Annotated in this window: 18 protein-coding genes; 17 read left to right on the forward strand and 1 reads right to left on the reverse strand. The window is 62.8% G+C overall.

Annotated features, from left to right (window positions below; all coding sequences use genetic code 11):
- The first annotated feature begins 55 nt into the window (after window positions 1-55).
- From ndk to bamB, 7 genes are all read left to right on the forward strand, one after another.
- Window positions 56-481: a nucleoside-diphosphate kinase gene (ndk, locus tag B0G83_RS08150; RefSeq protein ID WP_105506926.1), complete on the forward strand. Its 426-nt coding sequence runs from the start codon at window positions 56-58 to the stop codon at window positions 479-481.
- A gap of 161 nt (window positions 482-642) precedes the next feature.
- On the forward strand, window positions 643-1,794 hold the full coding sequence (rlmN, locus tag B0G83_RS08155; protein WP_105506927.1) for a 23S rRNA (adenine(2503)-C(2))-methyltransferase RlmN: 1,152 nt from the start codon (window positions 643-645) through the stop codon (window positions 1,792-1,794).
- Between the two features lie 218 nt (window positions 1,795-2,012).
- The gene (locus tag B0G83_RS08160) at window positions 2,013-3,128 is read left to right on the forward strand and encodes a RodZ domain-containing protein (protein WP_105506928.1); all 1,116 of its coding nucleotides are present in this window, start codon (window positions 2,013-2,015) and stop codon (window positions 3,126-3,128) included.
- Window positions 3,129-3,214: 86 nt separating this feature from the next.
- Window positions 3,215-4,531 (forward strand): flavodoxin-dependent (E)-4-hydroxy-3-methylbut-2-enyl-diphosphate synthase, encoded by a 1,317-nt coding sequence (gene ispG / locus B0G83_RS08165; RefSeq protein WP_105506929.1) that lies wholly within the window; start codon window positions 3,215-3,217, stop codon window positions 4,529-4,531.
- 21 nt (window positions 4,532-4,552) lie between these two features.
- Window positions 4,553-5,890, forward strand: a complete 1,338-nt coding sequence (gene hisS / locus B0G83_RS08170) for a histidine--tRNA ligase (protein ID WP_105506930.1) — start codon at window positions 4,553-4,555, stop codon at window positions 5,888-5,890.
- Window positions 5,891-5,967: 77 nt separating this feature from the next.
- Window positions 5,968-6,597 (forward strand): tetratricopeptide repeat protein, encoded by a 630-nt coding sequence (locus tag B0G83_RS08175; protein WP_105506931.1) that lies wholly within the window; start codon window positions 5,968-5,970, stop codon window positions 6,595-6,597.
- A gap of 63 nt (window positions 6,598-6,660) precedes the next feature.
- Window positions 6,661-7,806, forward strand: a complete 1,146-nt coding sequence (bamB, locus tag B0G83_RS08180) for an outer membrane protein assembly factor BamB (protein ID WP_105506932.1) — start codon at window positions 6,661-6,663, stop codon at window positions 7,804-7,806.
- Between the two features lie 131 nt (window positions 7,807-7,937).
- Here bamB and B0G83_RS38515 read toward each other — a convergent pair whose 3' ends face one another.
- Window positions 7,938-8,108, reverse strand: coding sequence for a hypothetical protein (locus B0G83_RS38515; RefSeq protein WP_181156757.1), 171 nt, complete (start codon window positions 8,106-8,108; stop codon window positions 7,938-7,940).
- 174 nt (window positions 8,109-8,282) lie between these two features.
- Between B0G83_RS38515 and der the strand changes: the two genes are divergently transcribed.
- The 10 genes from der to B0G83_RS08230 all read left to right on the forward strand — a co-directional run bounded on the left by der (window position 8,283) and on the right by B0G83_RS08230 (window position 19,634).
- Window positions 8,283-9,620 (forward strand): ribosome biogenesis GTPase Der, encoded by a 1,338-nt coding sequence (gene der, locus B0G83_RS08185; protein ID WP_105506933.1) that lies wholly within the window; start codon window positions 8,283-8,285, stop codon window positions 9,618-9,620.
- 153 nt (window positions 9,621-9,773) lie between these two features.
- Window positions 9,774-10,010 (forward strand): RNA chaperone Hfq, encoded by a 237-nt coding sequence (gene hfq / locus B0G83_RS08190; protein WP_006051315.1) that lies wholly within the window; start codon window positions 9,774-9,776, stop codon window positions 10,008-10,010.
- Window positions 10,011-10,084: 74 nt separating this feature from the next.
- Complete coding sequence (hflX, locus tag B0G83_RS08195; protein WP_105506934.1) at window positions 10,085-11,257, forward strand: GTPase HflX; 1,173 nt, start codon at window positions 10,085-10,087, stop codon at window positions 11,255-11,257.
- 49 nt (window positions 11,258-11,306) lie between these two features.
- The gene (gene hflK / locus B0G83_RS08200) at window positions 11,307-12,716 is read left to right on the forward strand and encodes an FtsH protease activity modulator HflK (protein WP_105506935.1); all 1,410 of its coding nucleotides are present in this window, start codon (window positions 11,307-11,309) and stop codon (window positions 12,714-12,716) included.
- Between the two features lie 12 nt (window positions 12,717-12,728).
- Window positions 12,729-13,631, forward strand: coding sequence for a protease modulator HflC (gene hflC, locus B0G83_RS08205; protein ID WP_105506936.1), 903 nt, complete (start codon window positions 12,729-12,731; stop codon window positions 13,629-13,631).
- A gap of 44 nt (window positions 13,632-13,675) precedes the next feature.
- Window positions 13,676-13,867: a DUF2065 domain-containing protein gene (locus tag B0G83_RS08210; protein WP_035546416.1), complete on the forward strand. Its 192-nt coding sequence runs from the start codon at window positions 13,676-13,678 to the stop codon at window positions 13,865-13,867.
- Between the two features lie 246 nt (window positions 13,868-14,113).
- Window positions 14,114-15,265, forward strand: a complete 1,152-nt coding sequence (locus B0G83_RS08215) for an ATP phosphoribosyltransferase regulatory subunit (RefSeq protein WP_105506937.1) — start codon at window positions 14,114-14,116, stop codon at window positions 15,263-15,265.
- Between the two features lie 225 nt (window positions 15,266-15,490).
- On the forward strand, window positions 15,491-16,837 hold the full coding sequence (locus B0G83_RS08220; RefSeq protein ID WP_105506938.1) for an adenylosuccinate synthase: 1,347 nt from the start codon (window positions 15,491-15,493) through the stop codon (window positions 16,835-16,837).
- A 3-nt stretch (window positions 16,838-16,840) separates the two neighbouring features.
- Window positions 16,841-17,431 (forward strand): phosphoribosyltransferase, encoded by a 591-nt coding sequence (locus tag B0G83_RS08225; RefSeq protein WP_035546411.1) that lies wholly within the window; start codon window positions 16,841-16,843, stop codon window positions 17,429-17,431.
- A 316-nt stretch (window positions 17,432-17,747) separates the two neighbouring features.
- Window positions 17,748-19,634: a potassium transporter Kup gene (locus tag B0G83_RS08230; RefSeq protein WP_105507206.1), complete on the forward strand. Its 1,887-nt coding sequence runs from the start codon at window positions 17,748-17,750 to the stop codon at window positions 19,632-19,634.
- Window positions 19,635-19,793 lie beyond the last annotated feature (159 nt).

Raw genomic sequence — 19,793 nt, forward strand, 5'->3', positions numbered from 1 at the left:
TGCTACAATAGCGGATTCATTTGAATCTGTAACCTCTTAATTTTTTGGAGTTTTTATGGCGATCGAACGCACCCTGTCGATTATCAAGCCGGACGCAGTGGCCAAGAATGTGATCGGCCAGATCTACAGCCGTTTCGAAAACGCTGGTCTGAAGATCGTGGCTTCGCGCATGGTTCATCTGTCGCGCGCCGACGCTGAGAAGTTCTATGCTGTGCACGCCGCACGCCCGTTCTTCAAGGACCTCGTCGACTTCATGATCTCGGGCCCGGTGGTCGTGCAAGCGCTGGAAGGCGAAAACGCGATCCTGAAGCACCGTGACCTGATGGGCGCAACGGACCCGAAGAAGGCAGAAAAGGGCACGATCCGTGCCGATTTCGCCGACAGCATCGACGCTAACGCGGTGCACGGTTCGGACGCTCCGGAAACGGCAGCGGTTGAAATCGCATTTTTCTTCCCGCAAGTGAACGTTTACTCGCGTTAAGACCTGACGTTGCGGGCGGTCCGTGCAGCCGAAGCTGATTTATCGCACGAATCGTCCGGCAAAGTAGTAAGGTAAAAGCAGCAGGAATGGGCGCGAACGGCATTGCGTTCATGCAGCTTGTTGCATGAACGTAGTCTCGCACTGAAATGGCAGGATTCGACATGACGAGCAGTTCCACCGTCAACCTTCTCGACCTCGACGCCCAAGGGCTTGTCGCTTACTGTGACAGCCTGGGCGAGAAGCCGTTTCGCGCCAAGCAATTGCAGCGCTGGATTCACCAGTACAACGCTGCCGACTTCGACGGCATGACCGATCTCGCGAAGTCCTTGCGCGAAAAGCTCAAGGGGCGCGCCACGATCTCGATGCCCGGCATCGTCAGCGACCATATTTCGACCGACGGTACACGCAAGTGGCTGATCGACGTCGGCAACAGCAACGCGGTCGAAACCGTCTACATCCCGGAAGAAACGCGCGGCACGTTGTGCGTGTCGTCGCAGGCCGGGTGCGCGGTCAACTGCCGTTTCTGTTCGACCGGAAAACAGGGTTTCTCCCGCAATCTCTCCACCGCTGAAATCATCGGCCAGTTGCGCATGGCCGAATTCGCGCTGCGCGCCACACGCGGCGGGGACGGTGGTCGCGCCATGGGTGGCGACGGCAAGGGCGATCGCGTCGTCACGAATGTCGTGATGATGGGGATGGGCGAGCCGCTGCTGAATTACGACGCGGTGGTGCCGGCCATGCGCCTGATGCTCGACGACAACGCCTACGGTCTGTCGCGCCGGCGCGTCACGTTATCCACGTCGGGCGTCGTGCCGATGATGGACCGACTCGGCGCCGATTTGCCGGTAGCGCTGGCGGTGTCGTTGCACGCACCGAGCGATCCGCTGCGCGACATGCTGGTGCCGCTGAACAAGAAGTACCCGCTGCGCGAACTGATGGCGGCTTGCCAGCGCTATCTGAAAGTCGCGCCGCGCGATTTCATTACATTCGAATATTGCATGCTCGACGGCGTGAACGACAGCGAGGCGCAAGCGCGCGAATTGCTGGCCGTCACCCGCGACGTCCCGTGCAAGTTCAATCTGATTCCGTTCAATCCGTTCCCCGAATCGGGCCTTTTCCGCTCGAAGCCGGAACAGATCAAGCGGTTTGCACAAGTGTTGATGGACGCGGGCGTCGTCACCACGGTGCGTAAAACACGCGGCGATGATATCGACGCAGCCTGCGGTCAGTTGGCCGGTGCGGTGCAAGACCGCACGCGCCTCGCTGAGCGCACCGGGAAGGCGGCGAAGATTATCGAGGTTCGGGCCGTGTAATCGTTTGGGTTGGCGGGGTGCCGGCGTTCGGCGGAAAGCTTCCTCGAACGTGCGAAAGGCGGTCTGGCCACCCACGATTGAAAAGAAAGTTTGCAGAAGCGATCGGAAGCGGCACACAAGGCCGCACATTTTGTTATAAACGGTCTGCGATTCGGGCGTGAGGCGTGAGCCCGTCCAAATGGCACGAGTTAAAAAGAATCGACGCGAAAGGATTTGGGATGAGTGAGCCGCAGCACCCGCAGCCGCAGGACACAGACACGAACGAAGGCCATCCGGCGCCGGTCGCACGGGCGGTGGTGCAGCCCGTCGTGCAGCCGGGTATGGATTCGTTGGCGGCAGTTGGCGCGCGCTTGACCCAGTTGCGTGAGTCGAAAGGCTGGACGATCGAGGACGTGTCCGCGCGTCTGAAAGTCTCCGTCGTCAAGCTTCGTGCGCTTGAATCGGGCGACATCAGCCACTTGCCGGATACGACCTTCGCGCTCGGCGTCGTGCGCAGCTATGCGAAGATGCTGGGCGCCGATCCCACGCCGTTCACCCAGGCCTTGCGTCGCGAGAAGGGCGTGCCTGCGCCGGATCTGTCGATGCCGGCGTCGTCGGGTAAGGATTTGCCGCGCGGCAAGGTGTCGTTGTCGCTCGGTGGGAGTGGGCAAAAGAGCCGCTCGTGGTTGTGGGGCGTGGCGGCGGTGATCGTCGCGGTGATCGCCTTGGGAATGTGGCATACCAACGGCGGCGATTCGTCCGCTTGGCTCGCGCGCCTGAAGGCGAGTGCGAATGGCGCCACGGGCGGCGCGACCGGTGCATCGGGCGCGGTGGCACAGAGTCAGCCGGCGGGTTCCGACGCCACGGCGGAAGAGGCGGCATCCGGGCCGGACGCGCAAGCCTCGGTGGACAACACGGCATCCGGTACGCCGATGCCCGCGCCGTTGGCTACGGGCACGGCGCCGTCGTCGGCGCCGGCTGTGACGGCAACCGCGGCCGCACCCAAGGCGGTTTCGCAGGCGCAAGTTGCTGTCGCACCGGCCGCTAGTGCGCCGGCGGCCGTGGTCACCGGCGCTTCGGCGGCGGCAACGGACACGGCGGGTGGCGGCGAAGCCATCGTCGCGCTGCGCGTGACGCAAGACAGCTGGTTCAGCGTGCGAGGCAAGGACGGCAAGGAAGTGTTCTCCGGCCTCGTCCATGCGGGCGATACCAAAGAAGTAACAGGCGTGGCGCCGTTCAAGGTCACGCTCGGCAACAAGGCCGGTCTCGAGTCGCTGACGCTCGACGGCCAACCGGTTGATCCGGCCAAATATTCGGCAGCCAAAGGCAACGTAGCCCGCTTCGCGTTGCCTTGATAGATACGGTATGCGCCGCGGCCAAACCGGTCCGCGGCGCTTTTTCAATTCAGGCGCTACGTCTTTGTGTGGCGCATGCGGCGTAAATGGGTTTTTCGATGCAATCCGAAGCTCAATCCCAATCCAGTAGCAAGATTGTCTCCAACGAGCCGGTGTTCGGCGGCCACGCGGCGCGGCGCAAGTCGCACGCGGTCGACGTCCGTTGGGGCGGCCAGCTCGTCACGATCGGTGGCGACGCACCCGTGCGCGTCCAGTCGATGACCAACACGGACACCGCGGACGCCATCGGTACCGCGATCCAGATCAAGGAGCTGGCGCAAGCCGGTTCGGAGCTGGTGCGTATCACGGTGAACACGCCGGAAGCGGCCGCGGCCGTGCCGGCCGTGCGCGAGCAACTCGACCGTATGGGCGTGTCGGTGCCGCTGGTCGGCGATTTCCATTACAACGGCCATTTGCTGTTGCGCGACTATCCCGCATGCGCGGAGTCGCTGTCCAAGTACCGGATCAATCCGGGCAACGTCGGGCACGGCGCGAAGCGCGACACGCAATTCGCGCAAATGATCGAAGCGGCGGCGAAGTACGACAAGCCGGTGCGTATCGGCGTCAACTGGGGCAGTCTCGACCAGGACCTGCTCGCGAAAATGATGGACGAAAACGCAGCACGTTCCACGCCGTGGGAAGCGCAAAGCGTGATGTACGAAGCGTTGATCCAGTCGGCGATCGGCTCCGCCGAGCGCGCGGTCGAAATCGGTTTGCCGCGCAACAAGATCATTCTGTCGTGCAAGGTCAGCGGTGTGCAGGATCTGATCGCGGTGTATCGCGAACTCGCGCGCCGTTGCGACTTCGCGCTGCATCTCGGCTTGACGGAAGCGGGCATGGGCTCGAAGGGCATCGTCGCGTCGACGGCGGCGCTGTCGGTGCTGCTGCAGCAAGGCATCGGCGACACGATCCGTATCTCGCTGACGCCGGAACCGGGCGGCCCGCGTACCGGCGAAGTGATCGTCGGCCAGGAAATTCTGCAGACCATGGGTCTGCGCTCGTTCACGCCGATGGTGATCGCGTGCCCGGGTTGCGGTCGTACCACCAGCACGCTGTTCCAGGAGCTGGCGTCGCAAATCCAGACCTATCTGCGCACGCAGATGCCGGTGTGGCGCGACCAGTATCCTGGCGTCGAGAAGATGCACGTCGCGGTGATGGGCTGCATCGTCAATGGTCCGGGCGAGTCGAAGCAGGCCAATATCGGCATCAGCTTGCCGGGGTCGGGCGAGAACCCGGCCGCGCCGGTGTTCATCGACGGCGAGAAGGTCAAGACGCTGCGCGGCGAGCACATCGCGCAAGAATTCCAGCAAATCGTGAGTGACTACGTCGAGCGCCGCTATGGCCGCGCCGAAGCACTCAACTAAATATCGGCTATCGAAAGACAGATGACTGAACAGAAGAAAAAGCTCGAGAAGTTGTCCGGTGTGAAGGGCATGAATGACATCCTTCCGCAGGAAGCCGGGCTGTGGGAATTTTTCGAAGCGACCGTCAAGTCGATGCTGCGTTCGTACGGATACCAGAATATCCGTACGCCGATCGTCGAGCACACGCAGCTGTTCAAGCGCGGTATCGGTGAAGTGACCGATATCGTCGAAAAAGAGATGTACAGCTTCACCGACGCGCTGAACGGCGAGAACCTGACCATGCGCCCGGAAAACACCGCGGCTGTGGTGCGCGCGGCGATCGAACACAACATGCTGTACGACGGCCCGAAGCGCCTGTGGTACGTCGGTCCGATGTTCCGCCACGAGCGTCCGCAGCGCGGCCGTTATCGCCAGTTTCATCAGGTGGGCGTGGAAGCGCTGGGCTTTGCCGGCCCGGACGCCGACGCTGAAATTATCATGATGTGCCAGCGTCTGTGGGACGACCTCGGCCTGATGGGCATCAAGCTCGAACTCAATTCGCTAGGTCTGTCGCATGAACGCGCGGCGCATCGCGTCGAACTGATCGCTTACCTCGAAAAGCACATGGACGTGCTCGACGAAGAAGCGAAACGCCGTCTGTACACAAACCCGCTGCGCGTGCTGGATACGAAGAATCCGGCCATGCAGGAAGTCGCGCAGAACGCGCCGAAGCTGATCGATTTTCTCGGCGAAGAATCGCTCGCGCACTTCGAGGGACTGCAGCGCATTCTGAAAGCGAACAACATTCCGTTCACGATCAATCCGCGTCTGGTACGCGGTCTCGATTATTACAATCTGACCGTGTTCGAATGGGTGACCGACAAGCTGGGCGCGCAAGGCACCGTGGCCGCGGGCGGTCGTTACGATCCGCTGATCGAACAGCTCGGCGGCAAGCCGACGGGCGCGTGCGGTTGGGCCATGGGCGTCGAGCGGATTCTCGAGTTGCTGAAAGAAGACCAGCTCGTGCCGGAAGACGAAGGTTGCGACGTCTATGTTGTCCATCAGGGCGACGCAGCGCGCGAGCAGGCTTTCATCATCGCCGAGCGTCTGCGTGATACGGGGCTCGACGTCATTCTGCATTGCAGCGCCGACGGCCAAACCGCCAGCTTCAAGTCGCAGATGAAGCGCGCGGATTCGAGCGGCGCCGCCTTCGCGGTCGCACTCGGCGAAGACGAAATCGCGAACGGTACGATCGGTGTCAAGGCGCTGCGCGACACGGGTAACGGCGGTAAGAGCGAGCAACAGAACGTGCCCGCCGAAGACTTGACCGAATTTCTAATCAATGCGATGGTTGCAACCGCCGAAGACGGCGACGACTGATCGCGATGTCGTCGAGCCCATTGGCTCCCGACTGGCTCGACAAGCACACGTATCAAGAAAGAGGAAATCGCCGGGCGATGAGTTATCACGACGAACAAGAATCGATAGAAAGTCTGAAGGCATGGTGGACGCAATGGGGCAATGCAACCACATGGATCGTGCTGGTGGTTCTGGTTGCGGCCGCCGGCTGGAACGGCTGGAATTTCTGGCAGCGGCGCCAGGCGGCGGAAGCCGCCGTGTTGTATGACCAGGTCCAGCAAGCGGTGGCCTCGGGCGACAAGGCGAAGGTCACGCGCGTCGCGGCCGACATGGAAGACAAGTTCAGCGGCACTGCGTACGCGCAGATGACGGCGTTGGGCGCGGCCAAGGCGCTGTACAGCGCGGGCGACGAAGCCGGTGCGAAGACCCAGTTGCAATGGACCATCGATCACGCGAAAGACGACGAGTTCAAGCAGATCGCCAAGTTGCGCCTTGCTTCGTTGTTGCTCGACGACAAGGCCTATGACCAGGGTCTGGCACTGCTCGCCGAGCCGCAGTCCGACGCCTTCAAGGGTCTCGTGGCGAATGGCCGGGGCGACCTGCTGGCCGCCCAGGGCAAGCGCGACGATGCACGCACGGCCTACAAGCTCGCGCTCGACTCGCTGTCGAAAACCGATAGCTCGGCACGCCAGTTGATCCAGTTCAAGCTGGACGCGCTGGGCGGCTGATCGCGCCGCATGCCACGACCAACCGGTCTCCTTTAATCCATTTCCTGAATGCTTCGTCCACCGATGAATCTGCTGAAACGTTACGCTGTGCCCGTTGCCTGTGCGATGACCGTGCTCACCCTGGCGGCTTGCTCATCCACGAAAGACGAACGCCGCGTGCCGACGCCGCTGACCGAGTTCAAACCCGTGCTCGACGTGCAGCAGGCCTGGAAGGCGAGTGTGGGCAAGGCCGGCCGTTACCTGTTCTCGCCGGTCGCGGTCGGCAACGCGGTGTACGCGGCGGGCGCGAACGGTTCGGTTGCTAAGATCGACGCGCAAACCGGCAAGGACATCTGGCGCGTGAAGCTGCGCGACGACCTGTCGGCGGGTGTCGGCAGCGACGGCACGCTGACCGCGGTCGGCGGCCTGAAGGGCGACGTCTACGTGCTCGGCGCGGACGGCAAGCAATTGTGGACCGCCAAGGCGCCGGGCGAAATCATCTCGCCGCCGCTGGTCGGTAACGGCCTCGTGGTGGTGCGTACGGTCGACGGTCAGATCGTCGCGTTCAACGCGCAAACCGGCGAGCAGAAGTGGAACTACCGCAATCGCGCGGTACCGCTCAATCTGCGGGTGTCGTCGGGTATGACGTTCGCGGGCGACGCGGCGGTGCTGGCCGGTTTCCCGGGCGGCTCATTCGCGGCGATCAACCTGCAGACCGGCGACAACTACTGGCAGACGCCAGTGTCGTATCCGAAGGGCGTGACGGAAGTGGAGCGCATCAACGACGTGACCGGTCCGCCCACGCTGGTCGGTTCGGAAACCTGCGCGGTGACGTTCCAGGGCCAGATTGGCTGTTTCGACGCGAACTCGGGCCGGGCGCTGTGGGAGAAAGCCTTTTCGAGCACGAGCGGTCTGGCGCAGGACGACCGCGCGGTTGTCGCGGCTGACGACTGGTCGGTCGTCTCGGCGTTCGACGTCACTAGCGGCGCGCCGCTGTGGAAGAACGACAAGCTGAAGAATCGCGAACTCGGCGTGCCGTACCTGCTGGGCCGCGCCGCTGTGCTGGGCGACTATCAGGGCTACGTGCACTTCCTGTCGCGCGACGACGGCACGCTCGTCGCCCGTGTGAAGACCGACGGCAGCCCGATCACCGCGGCGCCGGTACTTGCCGGCGACACTTTGGTGGTGCTGACGCACGACGGCGATCTGTACGGCTACCGCCCGCGCTAAGCGCGCAGGCAAGTCGCTGAAGTTGCCGTATTGCGCGCAGGCCGGCTTTGCCGGCCGTGCGCGTTTTGTTGGACACAAGTTGTAGAGCAAGTAGAAGAATCGCGCCGGACTGGCTGGTCCGGCAAGTCGGATCAGGAAATGGTCGACGCGCGGCAGGGAAGCATCGCGCGCGTGGCCATCGGTGGCTGCTTGCGGCGCCACCGTCGGCGGTTGCTCCACAGGTCGTCACAGATTTCGTAGAGCACCGTCCGCTCGCAGGCGTGCGAGCCGTCGAGCAGGAAAGACTGAACCTGGCGGCCCATTGGCGCCGCCCCAACCAGCCAAACTCCCGTCCGCCCGGGTGCGCAAATTGACAGCGTGTCCGGGGCCGGTCGAATTCGTGATAATTTTCGTCAAACGCTGCCGTGTAGCGGCCGCATGGCGTCGCTACGCGGGCGGTCGATTTCGATCCCGCGTTTCACCGTGAACAACATCTGATGAAACCCGTTATTGCCCTCGTCGGGCGCCCCAATGTGGGGAAATCCACGCTATTTAACCGGCTCACGCGTTCGCGTGACGCGCTGGTTGCCGACCTGCCCGGTCTTACCCGCGATCGCCACTATGGCGAAGGGCGCGCCGGCGACCGGCCGTATCTGGTCGTCGATACCGGCGGCTTCGAGCCGGTCGCGAAAGAAGGCATCCTGCACGAAATGGCGCGTCAAACCCGCCAGGCGGTCGAGGAGTCGGACATCGTCGTGTTCATCTGCGACGGTCGAAACGGCCTCGCGCCGCAGGACAAGACCATTGCCGATTACCTGCGCAAGGTCGGCCGGCCGATTTTCCTCGTCGTCAATAAGGCGGAGGGGATGAAGTACAGCAACGTCGCCGCCGACTTCTACGAACTCGGTCTCGGCGACCCGCGCGCGATTTCGTCCGCGCACGGCGACGGCGTGACCGAAATGATCAACGAAGCGCTCGCGGTCGCCTACGCCGGCCAGCCGGAAGAAAGCGACGAAGAGAAAGCAGCGCATGGCGTGAAGATCGCGATCGTCGGTCGCCCGAACGTGGGTAAGTCCACGCTGATCAATTCGCTGGTCGGCGAGGAGCGCGTGATCGCGTTCGACATGCCCGGCACCACGCGCGATTCGATCTACGTCGACTTCGAGCGTCAAGGCAAGCCGTACACGCTGATCGACACGGCCGGCTTGCGCCGTCGCGGCAAAGTGTTCGAGGCGATCGAAAAGTTCTCGGTGGTGAAGACACTGCAGTCGATCTCCGACGCGAACGTCGTGATTCTGCTGCTCGACGCGCGCCAGGACATCTCGGAACAGGACGCGCACATTGCCGGCTTCGTGGTCGAGCAGGGGCGTGCGCTGGTGGTGGGCGTGAACAAGTGGGACGGACTCGATTCGCATGTACGCGAGCGCACCAAGGCGGACCTCGAGCGCAAACTAAAATTTCTCGACTTCGCCAAATTCCACTTCATTTCCGCGACGGAAAACACGGGGATTGGCCCGTTGATGCGTTCGGTGGACGACGCGTACAAGGCTGCGATGGCCAAGCTGCCGACGCCGAAGCTCACGCGCGCGTTGATCGACGCCGTGGAGTTCCAGCAACCGCGTCGTCGCGGTCCGGTGCGTCCGAAACTGCGCTATGCGCACCAAGGCGGACAGAACCCGCCGCTCATCGTGATTCACGGCAACGCGCTCGACGCGATCACCGACACGTATAAACGCTACCTCGAAAACCGCTTCCGGGAAACTTTCAAGCTGACTGGGACTCCATTGCGCATAGAGTTCAGATCGTCGACGAACCCTTACGCGGATAAAGGCTGAACTCAGGCTGAAACCCGCGTGTGTGCTGGCTTTGGCCGCTTGGCCAGGCCTGTCGCGCAAAAATGAAAATCGGCTATAGTGTAGCGGTTGACGTCGGATCTCTTTTTCTTCGGCGTCAATTCAGTCAACCTGCAAAAAAATACGGAGTTTGCTATGAGCAACAAAGGGCAATTGTTACAAGACCCGTTTTTGAACGCACTGCGTAAAGAGCATGTGCCGGTGTCGATCTACCTGGTCAACGGCATCAAGCTTCAAGGGAACATCGAATCGTTCGACCAGTACGTCGTGTTGCTCCGGAATACGGTCACCCAGATGGTCTACAAGCACGCAATCTCCACGGTCGTGCCAGCCCGTCCGGTGAATTTCCACCCGGATTCCGAACAGTCCTAACCCCTCGTCGCGGCCGGCGTAGCGTCGCCCGTTGGCGATCACTCCCGGCCGCCTCAATTTTGATACCGTCCAATTTGATCAATGCAGCGCTTGTCGGCATCGACTTCGGTAAGATCGATTTCGAAGCCAGCCTGGAAGAACTCAGCCTGCTCGCGCAAAGCGCGGGCGCGAATCCCTTAGTCACCCTCACCGGGCGCCGGTCCAGTCCGGACGCGAAGATGTTCGTCGGTAGCGGCAAAGCCGAAGAACTGCGTCTCGCGTGTGAGGCGAACGACATCGAACTCGTCATTTTCAATCATGCTCTGGCGCCTGCGCAGCAGCGCAATCTGGAGCAAGCGCTTAATCGGCGCGTGATCGATCGTACTAGTCTGATCCTCGACATTTTTGCGCAACGCGCCCGCAGCCACGAAGGCAAGCTGCAGGTGGAACTCGCGCAATTGCAGTATCTGTCGACGCGGCTAATCCGCGCATGGACTCACCTGGAGCGGCAAAAAGGCGGTATCGGTTTGCGCGGTCCAGGCGAAACGCAGCTCGAAACCGACCGCCGTTTGATCGGCGAGCGCATCAAGGCGCTCAAGACCCGGCTCGAAAAACTGCGTCGTCAGCATGGCACGCAGCGCCGCGCGCGCAGCCGTAATCAGACCATGTCGGTGTCGCTGGTCGGTTATACGAATGCCGGCAAATCCACGCTATTCAACGCGCTGACGAAGGCCCAGGCCTACGCCGCCGACCAGTTGTTCGCCACGCTGGATACCACCTCGCGGCGCGTCTATCTGGGCGACGAAGCGGGGCAGGTGGTGGTGTCCGATACGGTCGGATTCATTCGCGAATTGCCTCACCAGCTGGTGGCGGCGTTCCGCGCCACGCTCGAGGAAACCATTCACGCTGACCTGCTGTTGCACGTGGTCGACGCGTCGAGCGCAGTGCGGCTCGATCAGATCGATCAGGTGAACGAGGTGTTGCACGCGATCGGCGCGGACAATATTCGTCAGGTGCTGGTGTTCAACAAGATCGACGCGGTGCCGGAGTTGGCGGCCCGTGGCGACGCGGTTGAGCGGGATGAGTATGGTAATATTTCGCGCGTCTTTTTGAGCGCGCGCACGGGGCAAGGTCTGGATACATTGCGCGCTGCTATCGCTGAGATCGCTACTGCCGAACCTCTTCCCGACATGCAGATCGATCTGTCGGAAGAAGACCGGTCGGCAGCTCCACGCGACGACCGCAAGGTCCCAGAACTCGGGCACTGACCCGTTCCAATTGCACTGACCCGCTGTCTACTCTGGTGAACGAACACAGGTGAACGATTACAACGAGCGGAGTATCTGGCTGCGCATGCGCGCCATGCTGTCACTGAACGATCCGCGCTGGGGCCGGGGCGACGGCAATGGCGACCGGCAACGGCCGAATGAACCCAAGCGTCCTCCGACCAAAGACGGTGAAGGTCCGCCCGATCTCGACGAAATGTGGCGTGATTTCAATCGTCGTCTGAGCCGCGTGTTCGGTCGCAAGGGCGGCGGTGCGGGCGGTGGCCGGCCGGATAACGGCCGCGGCGCGCGCATCGGCGTGGGCATCGTGATCGGTGTGCTGGTGGCCGTTTATCTCGGCAGCGGCGTGTTCGTCGTGCAAGACGGGCAAGCCGGCGTCGTGATGCAATTCGGCAAGTATCGCTACACCGCCGGGCAGGGGGTGCATTGGCGTCTGCCGTATCCGTTCGAAGCGCATGAACTCGTCAATATCGGCCAGATCCGTCAGGTGGAGATCGGTCGCAACAACGTGGTGCGTCTCGCGAACGTCAAAGACGCGTCGATGCTCACGCACGACGCGGATATTGTCGACGTGCGCTTTGCGGTCCAGTACCAGGTGCGCAAGCCGACCGACTATCTGTTCCGCAGCACCGATCCCGATCAGAGCGTGATGCAGGCCGCGCAGGCGGCGGTGCGCAGCATCGTCGGTGCGCGCAGCACCAGCGAGATTCTCGATCAGGATCGCGAAACGATTCGTCAGCAATTGATGGCGTCGATCCAGCAATCCCTGGATGAATATCAGTCGGGCCTCGCGGTCACCGGCGTGACGATTCAGGGCGTGCAGGTGCCCGACCAGGTGCAGGCCGCTTTCGACGACGCTGCGAAAGTGCGTCAGGAAAACGATCGCGCCAAACGCGATGCGCAGGCCTACGCGGCCGATCTGCTGCCGCGCGCGCAAGCCGACGTGGCGCGCCAGATCGACGAGGCGAAGACCTACAGCGACAAAACCGTCGCTCAGGCGCAAGGCGACGCCGAGCGCTTCAAGCAGGTCTACGCGCAGTACTCGAAAGCGCCCGCCGTGATTCGCGAGCGCATGTACCTGGAAACCATGCAGCAGATCTATTCGAATACGACCAAAGTGTTTGTGGACAGCAAGAGCGGCAACAACGTGCTGTATCTGCCGCTCGACAAGCTGGTCGAGCAGACTCGTCAGCGTGTGGCCGACGCCGCAGCCGCTGCGTCGGGCGCTTCGGCTGCGGCCGCATCGCAAGGGGGCGGTAGTGCCGCTTCGTCGTCCGCGGCGCCGTCGGTCGCTCCGTCCGCCGCCGTGCCGGGCAGCGTGGCCTCCGCGCCCGCCGCGGCCGTCGCCGCGACGCCTGCCAGCCAGGCTGCAGCCAGCAGCGACGCGCTCCGTTCACGCGACTCCTTCCGCAGCCGTATGCGCGAAGACGACGTTCAATAAGGAGCGCACATCATGAACAAGATCATTGCGCTCGTCGTGGCTGTCGTCATCGTGCTGTTCGCGGCGTCGTCAACCGTATTCGTTGTCGATCAGCGGCATATGGCGGTGTTGTCGTCGCATGGCGATGCGGCGCCGACGCTGCTCGGCCCGGGCCTGCACGTCAAACTGCCGCCGCCGCTGCAAACCGTGACGTTGGTCGATAACCGCATCCAGTCGCTCGACGCGCCGGACGAAGACCGATACGTCACGTCCGACAAAACCGACCTGCTGGCCAATCCGGTCGTCAAATACCGTGTCACCGATCCGCTGAAACTGATCGCCGAAACCAAGGGCGACGTCCAAAGCCTGCCGGACCGGCTGGCGCTGCTGTCGCGCAGCGCGCTCGGCGACGCGTTCGGCAAGGTCACGCTGTCCGACGCGCTGGCCAAACAGCAAGCCGTCGCCGACGAAGCACGTGGCGCGATGGACAAGGCCGCGGCGTCGCTGGGCGTGTCGGTCGTCGACGTGCAACTGACGCGCGTCGATTTCCCGGCTGTCATGGCCGACTCGGTCTACAAGCGGATGATCGCCGCCCGCGAACAGATCGCGGCCGACGAGCGTGCCAAGGGCGCCGCCGAAGCCGACCAGATCAAGGCGGAAGCGGTGGGTCAACAGCAGGCGATTCTCGCGGACGGCTACCGTCAGGCGCAGACCATCAAGGGTGAGGGCGATGCGAAGGCCGCGGAAATCGCTGCCGAAGCGTATGGCGCCGACCCGCAGTTCTACCAGTTCTATCAAAGCATGCAGGCGTACAAGAACACCTTCAAACCGGGCGACGTGATCGTGGTCGACCCGAGCAGCGAGTTCTTCCGCTTCATGCGTAGCCCGACCGGCGGCACTGCCCCGGACGCTCCCGCGGTCCCGCGCAAACACTGATAACCGGAAGGCCGCGGCATCCGCATCGCGGCCTCTTGATTCGCATGGATATAGCCGGCTCGTTACTGCTCGCGATCGCGTTGATGCTGATTATCGAGGGAATGTTTCCCTTCGTTTTTCCGAGCGCCTGGCGCGACACGTTCCGTAAAATAGCGGAACGCCCGCCGCATCAGATTCGCGTCGGCGGGCTGATCGTGATGGCGCTTGGGCTGATCCTGCTGTTTATCGTGACCTGAAGCGGTCCGTCCGGCGGAGCGGATGCAGAAGGCCGTAGGCCGCTGCGCGCTCGCCGTGTCGTGATCGCGTTCGTTGCTTCGCGGACGCCGGTCTGCCGACTCGATCAGTCGGCACGCTGGCCGAAAATGCCTATCGCGGGCCGCACCCACGCCTGCGATGGCCGCCAGAATCGAGCCGCCGCCCGCCATTCACATTCACTTACCGGCGCCTCCAGCCGCCGTGTTCAACGTCGTAGGACTGTATCGATGTCGACCTGGTTACTTCCCGAGAATATTGCCGACGTGCTGCCGTCGGAAGCCCGCAAGATCGAAGAACTGCGGCGCCGTCTGCTGGACCGTTTTCGCTCGTACGGCTACGAGATGGTCATGCCGCCGCTGCTCGAATACATCGAGTCGCTGCTGACCGGCGGCGGGCACGATCTGAATCTGCGCACCTTCAAGCTGGTCGATCAGCTATCCGGGCGCACGCTCGGTCTGCGCGCCGACATCACGCCGCAGGTCGCGCGGATCGACGCGCACTTGCTGAACCGTCAGGGCGTGACGCGCTTGTGCTATGCGGGCAACGTCGCGCATACGCGGCCGCGCGGCCTGCATGCCACGCGCGAGCAGATCCAGATTGGCGCGGAAATCTACGGTCACGCCGGCCTCGAAGCCGACCTCGAAATTCAGCAACTGCTCCTCGACGCGCTGCGTCTGGCCGGCCTCGCGAAAGTGCGGCTCGACCTGTGCCATGCGGGCGTCCTGGCTGCGCTGATCGAAGCGGAACCGGCCGCAGCGGAACTGGGCCAGTCGCTCTACGACGCGCTCGCCGGCAAGGACGTGCCGCGCCTGATCGAGCTGACCGCGAATCTCACGCCGGTCACGCGCGACGCGTTGCGCGCGCTGCCCTCGCTGTACGGCGACGCATCGGTGCTCGCGGAAGCGCGCGCCCGTCTGCCGAACGCGCCGGCTATTTCGCGCGCGCTCGACGATCTCGCCTTCCTCGCGAGCCAAGTGGATGGCGCCGAAGTGATGATCGATCTGGCGGATCTGCGCGGCTACGCGTACCACAGCGGCGTGATGTTCTCGGCGTATGTGGACGGCGTGCCGAACGCGGTGGCGCGCGGCGGCCGTTACGACCACGTCGGACAGGCCTACGGCCGTGCACGCGCGGCCACCGGTTTTTCGCTCGATCTGCGCGAAGTGGCGCGGATCTCGCCGGTCGAGGCACGCAGCAGCGCGATCCTCGCGCCGTGGCAGCACGACGACGCGTTGCGCGTCAGCGTCGCCGCATTGCGTGATGCCGGCGAAGTCGTGATCCAGGCGTTGCCGGGCCATGAACACGATCTGGATGAATTCGCTTTTGATCGCGTGTTGGTCGAGCACAACGGCGCATGGGTCGTCGAACCGCGCGCGTGAGCGCGTCGCGGCGCGCTCACGCGCGCTTCGTTCGATCCGCCTGAGGTCTCACCTCGGCGCAACTCGGAAGGCGTCCAAAGCGTCGCCGGATTCCCGGCGCGGCCATCCGCCGCGCTGTTTTCGATATACCCACCATAACGTGCATACCGTTGAGCGGAAACGGAAAAATTCGGAAGGTTCCGCGAACATAGGTAGAATACGTTTTTAACCAGCTTACGAAACAACATGTCTGCCAGCGCAGTGAATGTGAACCCCGGGCGTAACGTCGTCGTCGTGGGAACCCAATGGGGTGATGAAGGCAAGGGCAAGATCGTCGACTGGTTGACGGACCACGCTCAAGGCGTCGTTCGCTTCCAGGGCGGTCACAATGCCGGTCACACGCTTATCATCGGCGGCAAGAAAACCATCTTGCGTCTGATTCCGTCGGGCATCATGCATCCCGGCGTCGCGTGCTACATCGGCAATGGCGTCGTGTTGTCGCCGGAAGCTCTGTTCAAGGAAATTGGCGAGCTCGAAGCCGCTGGGGTCGATGTTCAGAATCGCCTCTTCATTTCCGAAGCCACCACCCTGATCCTGCCGTACCACATTGCCATCGACCAGGGGCGCGAAGCGCGCCGTGGCGCGAGCAAAATCGGCACCACCGGTCGCGGCATCGGCCCGGCTTACGAAGACAAGGTGGCACGCCGCGGCTTGCGCGTGCAGGACCTGTTCGAGCCGGAAATTTTCGCCGAACGTCTGCGTGAAAATCTCGATTACCACAACTTCGTGTTGACGCAATACCTGGGCGTCACCGCTGTCGACTTCCAGCAAACGCTCGACACGATGCTCAGCTATGCGGACCGTCTGAAGCCGATGGTGACGGACGTCTCGCGTCGTCTGTACGACGCGAACGCCGCCGGCAGCAATCTGCTGTTCGAAGGCGCGCAAGGCACGCTGCTCGACATCGACCACGGCACGTATCCGTATGTCACGTCGAGCAACTGCGTGGCGGGTGCCGCTACCGCGGGCGCCGGCGTCGGTCCGCAAAAGCTGAACTACATTCTCGGCATTACCAAGGCGTATTGCACGCGCGTCGGTTCGGGCCCGTTCCCGAGCGAACTGTACGACGCCGACAACGCCGCCCGTCAGGAAGCGATCGGCCTCGAACTGGCCACGGTCGGCAAGGAATTCGGCTCGGTCACCGGCCGTCCGCGCCGCACCGGCTGGCTCGATGTCGCCGCGCTGCGTCGCTCGATCCAGATCAACGGCGTGTCGGGTCTGTGCATGACCAAGCTCGACGTGCTCGACGGTCTCGACGAAGTGAAGCTGTGCGTCGGCTACACGGTCGACGGTCAGTCGGTCGACCTGCTGCCGCGCGGTGCGTCGGAAGTCGCGCGTTGCGAGCCGGTGTACGAAACTTTCGCGGGCTGGAAGGAAAGCACGGTCGGCATCAAGGAATGGGACAAGCTGCCGGCGAATGCGCGCGCGTATCTGTCGCGTGTGCAGGAAGTCGCGGGTATTCCGATCGACATGGTGTCGACCGGTCCGGATCGCGACGAGACCATCCTGTTGCGTCATCCGTTCAAGGTTTAAGTAATGGTTCAAGGTGTACCCATGATTGCGATGAAAGACCCGCGCAACGACGACAAAAACCTGTGGGTCGGCTGGGACGAATATCACCGGCTGATCGAACTGCTGGCGCTGCAGGTGCATGAGTCGGGCTGGAAGTTCGACAAGATCCTGTGTCTCGCGCGCGGCGGTTTGCGCGTGGGTGACCAGCTCTCGCGTATCTACGATCTGCCGCTGGCGATTCTGGCCACGAGTTCGTATCGCGAAGCGGCCGGCACGGAGCAGGGCGATCTCGACATCGCGCAATACATCACGATGACGCGCGGCGAGTTGCACGGCAACGTGCTGCTGGTCGACGACCTGGTCGATTCGGGCGTGACGCTGGCGCGGGTTCAGCAGCATCTGAAGGAACGCTATCCGGCGATCACCGCGGTGCGTTCGGCGGTGCTCTGGTACAAGGGCTGCTCGAAGGTGAAGCCCGACTACAGTGTGCAGTATCTGCCTACCAATCCGTGGATTCATCAGCCGTTCGAGGAGTGGGACACGGTGCGTCCGCATAACCTCGGCGCGTGGATCAAGCGCGGCATGGCGCAAGCGCAGGAGTCGTCCGGGCAGTGATGCTTGCATCGGCGCACGGTCGTCGCGTCGGAGCTTGCGCTTTGTTCAGCGCAGTACGGTGCAATACCGCAAAACGGAGTCCCAACGGACTCCGTTTTTTCGTTTACGCGTCTGATCGCACCGTTGACACCGAGTCCGGCAAGGCGCGAACTCGCGCTTCAAACGAAACACCTTGCAGCGCAGACGCGTCCATATCGCAGTGCTACACTGCGCGGACCAGCCACGTGGTGTATCCACAACAAGCCGGGCGGCGCCATGCCGGCAGTTTAGAATGGCGGTCGTTTTTTCCGCTCAGGGAACGGATTTCCTCGCGTTTATGACAGATAACAATCACGTGCACAAACAGCCTCTGCCGTCCCTCGCCATTGCCGCGATCGGGGTGGTGTTCGGTGATATCGGCACGAGCCCGTTGTACTCGCTGAAAGAGGCTTTCAGCCCCTCGCATGGCATTCCGCTAACCGACCAATCCATCCTCGGTGTGATCTCGCTGCTGTTCTGGGCGATCGTGATCGTGGTCGGCATCAAGTACGTGTTGTTCGTGATGCGTGCCGACAATAACGGCGAAGGCGGTGTGCTCGCGCTGATGGCGCTGGCGCTGCGCTCCATCGACCAGAAGTCGAAAATGGCCGGCGTGCTGATGATGCTCGGCATCTTCGGCGCCTGCATGTTTTATGGCGACGCGGTGATCACACCGGCCATCTCGGTGATCTCGGCGGTCGAAGGTCTGGAGATCGCCGCGCCCAATCTGTCGCATCTGGTGCTGCCGCTTACGATGGTGATCCTCGTGCTGCTGTTCTGGATCCAGCGGCACGGCACGGCCACGGTCGGCCGCCTGTTCGGGCCGATCATGGTGCTGTGGTTTCTGGTGCTCGCCGCACTCGGGCTGTGGCACATCGTCCAATCGCCGAACGTGATTCGCGCGCTCAACCCGTACTACGCGTACACCTTCATGGCCGCGCACGTGCTGCAGGCCTACGTGGTGCTCGGCTCGGTCGTGCTGGTGCTGACCGGCGCCGAGGCGCTGTACGCCGACATGGGCCACTTCGGCGCGAAGCCGATCCGCATGGCGTGGTACGTGCTGGTGATGCCGTCGCTGGTGCTGAACTACTTCGGCCAGGGCGCGCTGCTGATGCACGACCCGAAAGCGATCGAAAATCCGTTCTTCCTGCTCGCGCCGGACTGGGCGTTGTTGCCGCTCGTCGTGCTGTCGACGGTGGCGACCGTGATCGCTTCGCAGGCGGTGATTTCGGGCGCGTATTCGCTGACGAGCCAGGCGATCCAGCTCGGCTATGTACCGCGCATGAAGATCCTGCATACGTCGGAACTGGCGATCGGCCAGATCTATGTGCCGGTGGTGAACTGGATGCTGCTGTTCATCATTCTGTGCATCGTGATCGCCTTCAAGAGCTCGGACAATCTCGCCGCGGCCTACGGTATCGCGGTGACGGCCACCATGGTGATCACCACGATCCTTGCCTGCGTCGTGATGGTGAAGGTGTGGAACTGGAACAAGCTGCTGGTGGCGATGATTATCGGCGTGTTCATGGCGGTCGATCTGGGCTTTTTCGGCGCCAATCTGCTGAAGGTCGCGGAGGGCGGCTGGTTGCCGCTCGGCATCGGCGCGTTGCTGTTCTTCCTGCTGATGACGTGGTTCAAGGGCAGGATGATCGTCAAGGAGCGCACGGCTGCCGACGGTATTCCGCTCATGCCGTTCCTGCAGGGACTGCTTGCGCATCCGCCGCATCGCGTGTCGGGTACGGCAATCTATCTGACCGGCAGCGATTCGCTGGTGCCGGTAAGCCTGCTGCACAACCTGAAGCACAACAAGGTGCTGCACGAACGCACCATCTTCCTGACCTTCGTGACGCGTGACATTCCGTACGTGAATGAAGCGGAACGCGTGACGGTGAAGGATATTGACGGCGGGCTGTATCTCGTCAAGGCGGCCTACGGCTTCAACGAAACGCCGGACGTGAAGGCGGTGTTGCAAGAGGTAGGGCGTACCCACGACATGACGTTCGAGTTGATGGACACATCGTTCTTCCTCGCGCGCGAGACGGTGGTGCCGACGCAATTGCCCGGCATGTCGGTGTGGCGCGAACGCGTCTTCGCGTGGATGCATCAGAACGCCGCGAAGCCGACCGACTTCTTCAGCATTCCGGCCAACCGGGTGGTGGAGTTGGGGACCAAGATCGAGATTTGACGGCGCTCCATGCGTAGTCGCGCGCTTCGCTTGAGCGGGGCGCGCGGGAAAGCAAAAAGCCCACGCAATTGCGTGGGCTTTTTGTTGGGCGCTGCAGGTTGCGCGCGCGGCCAGGGTTTCAATCGCGACGCGCGCTAACCCGCCACGCGCCGATCGACC

This window comes from Paraburkholderia sp. BL21I4N1, from assembly GCF_002973525.1.
GTDB lineage: Bacteria > Pseudomonadota > Gammaproteobacteria > Burkholderiales > Burkholderiaceae > Paraburkholderia.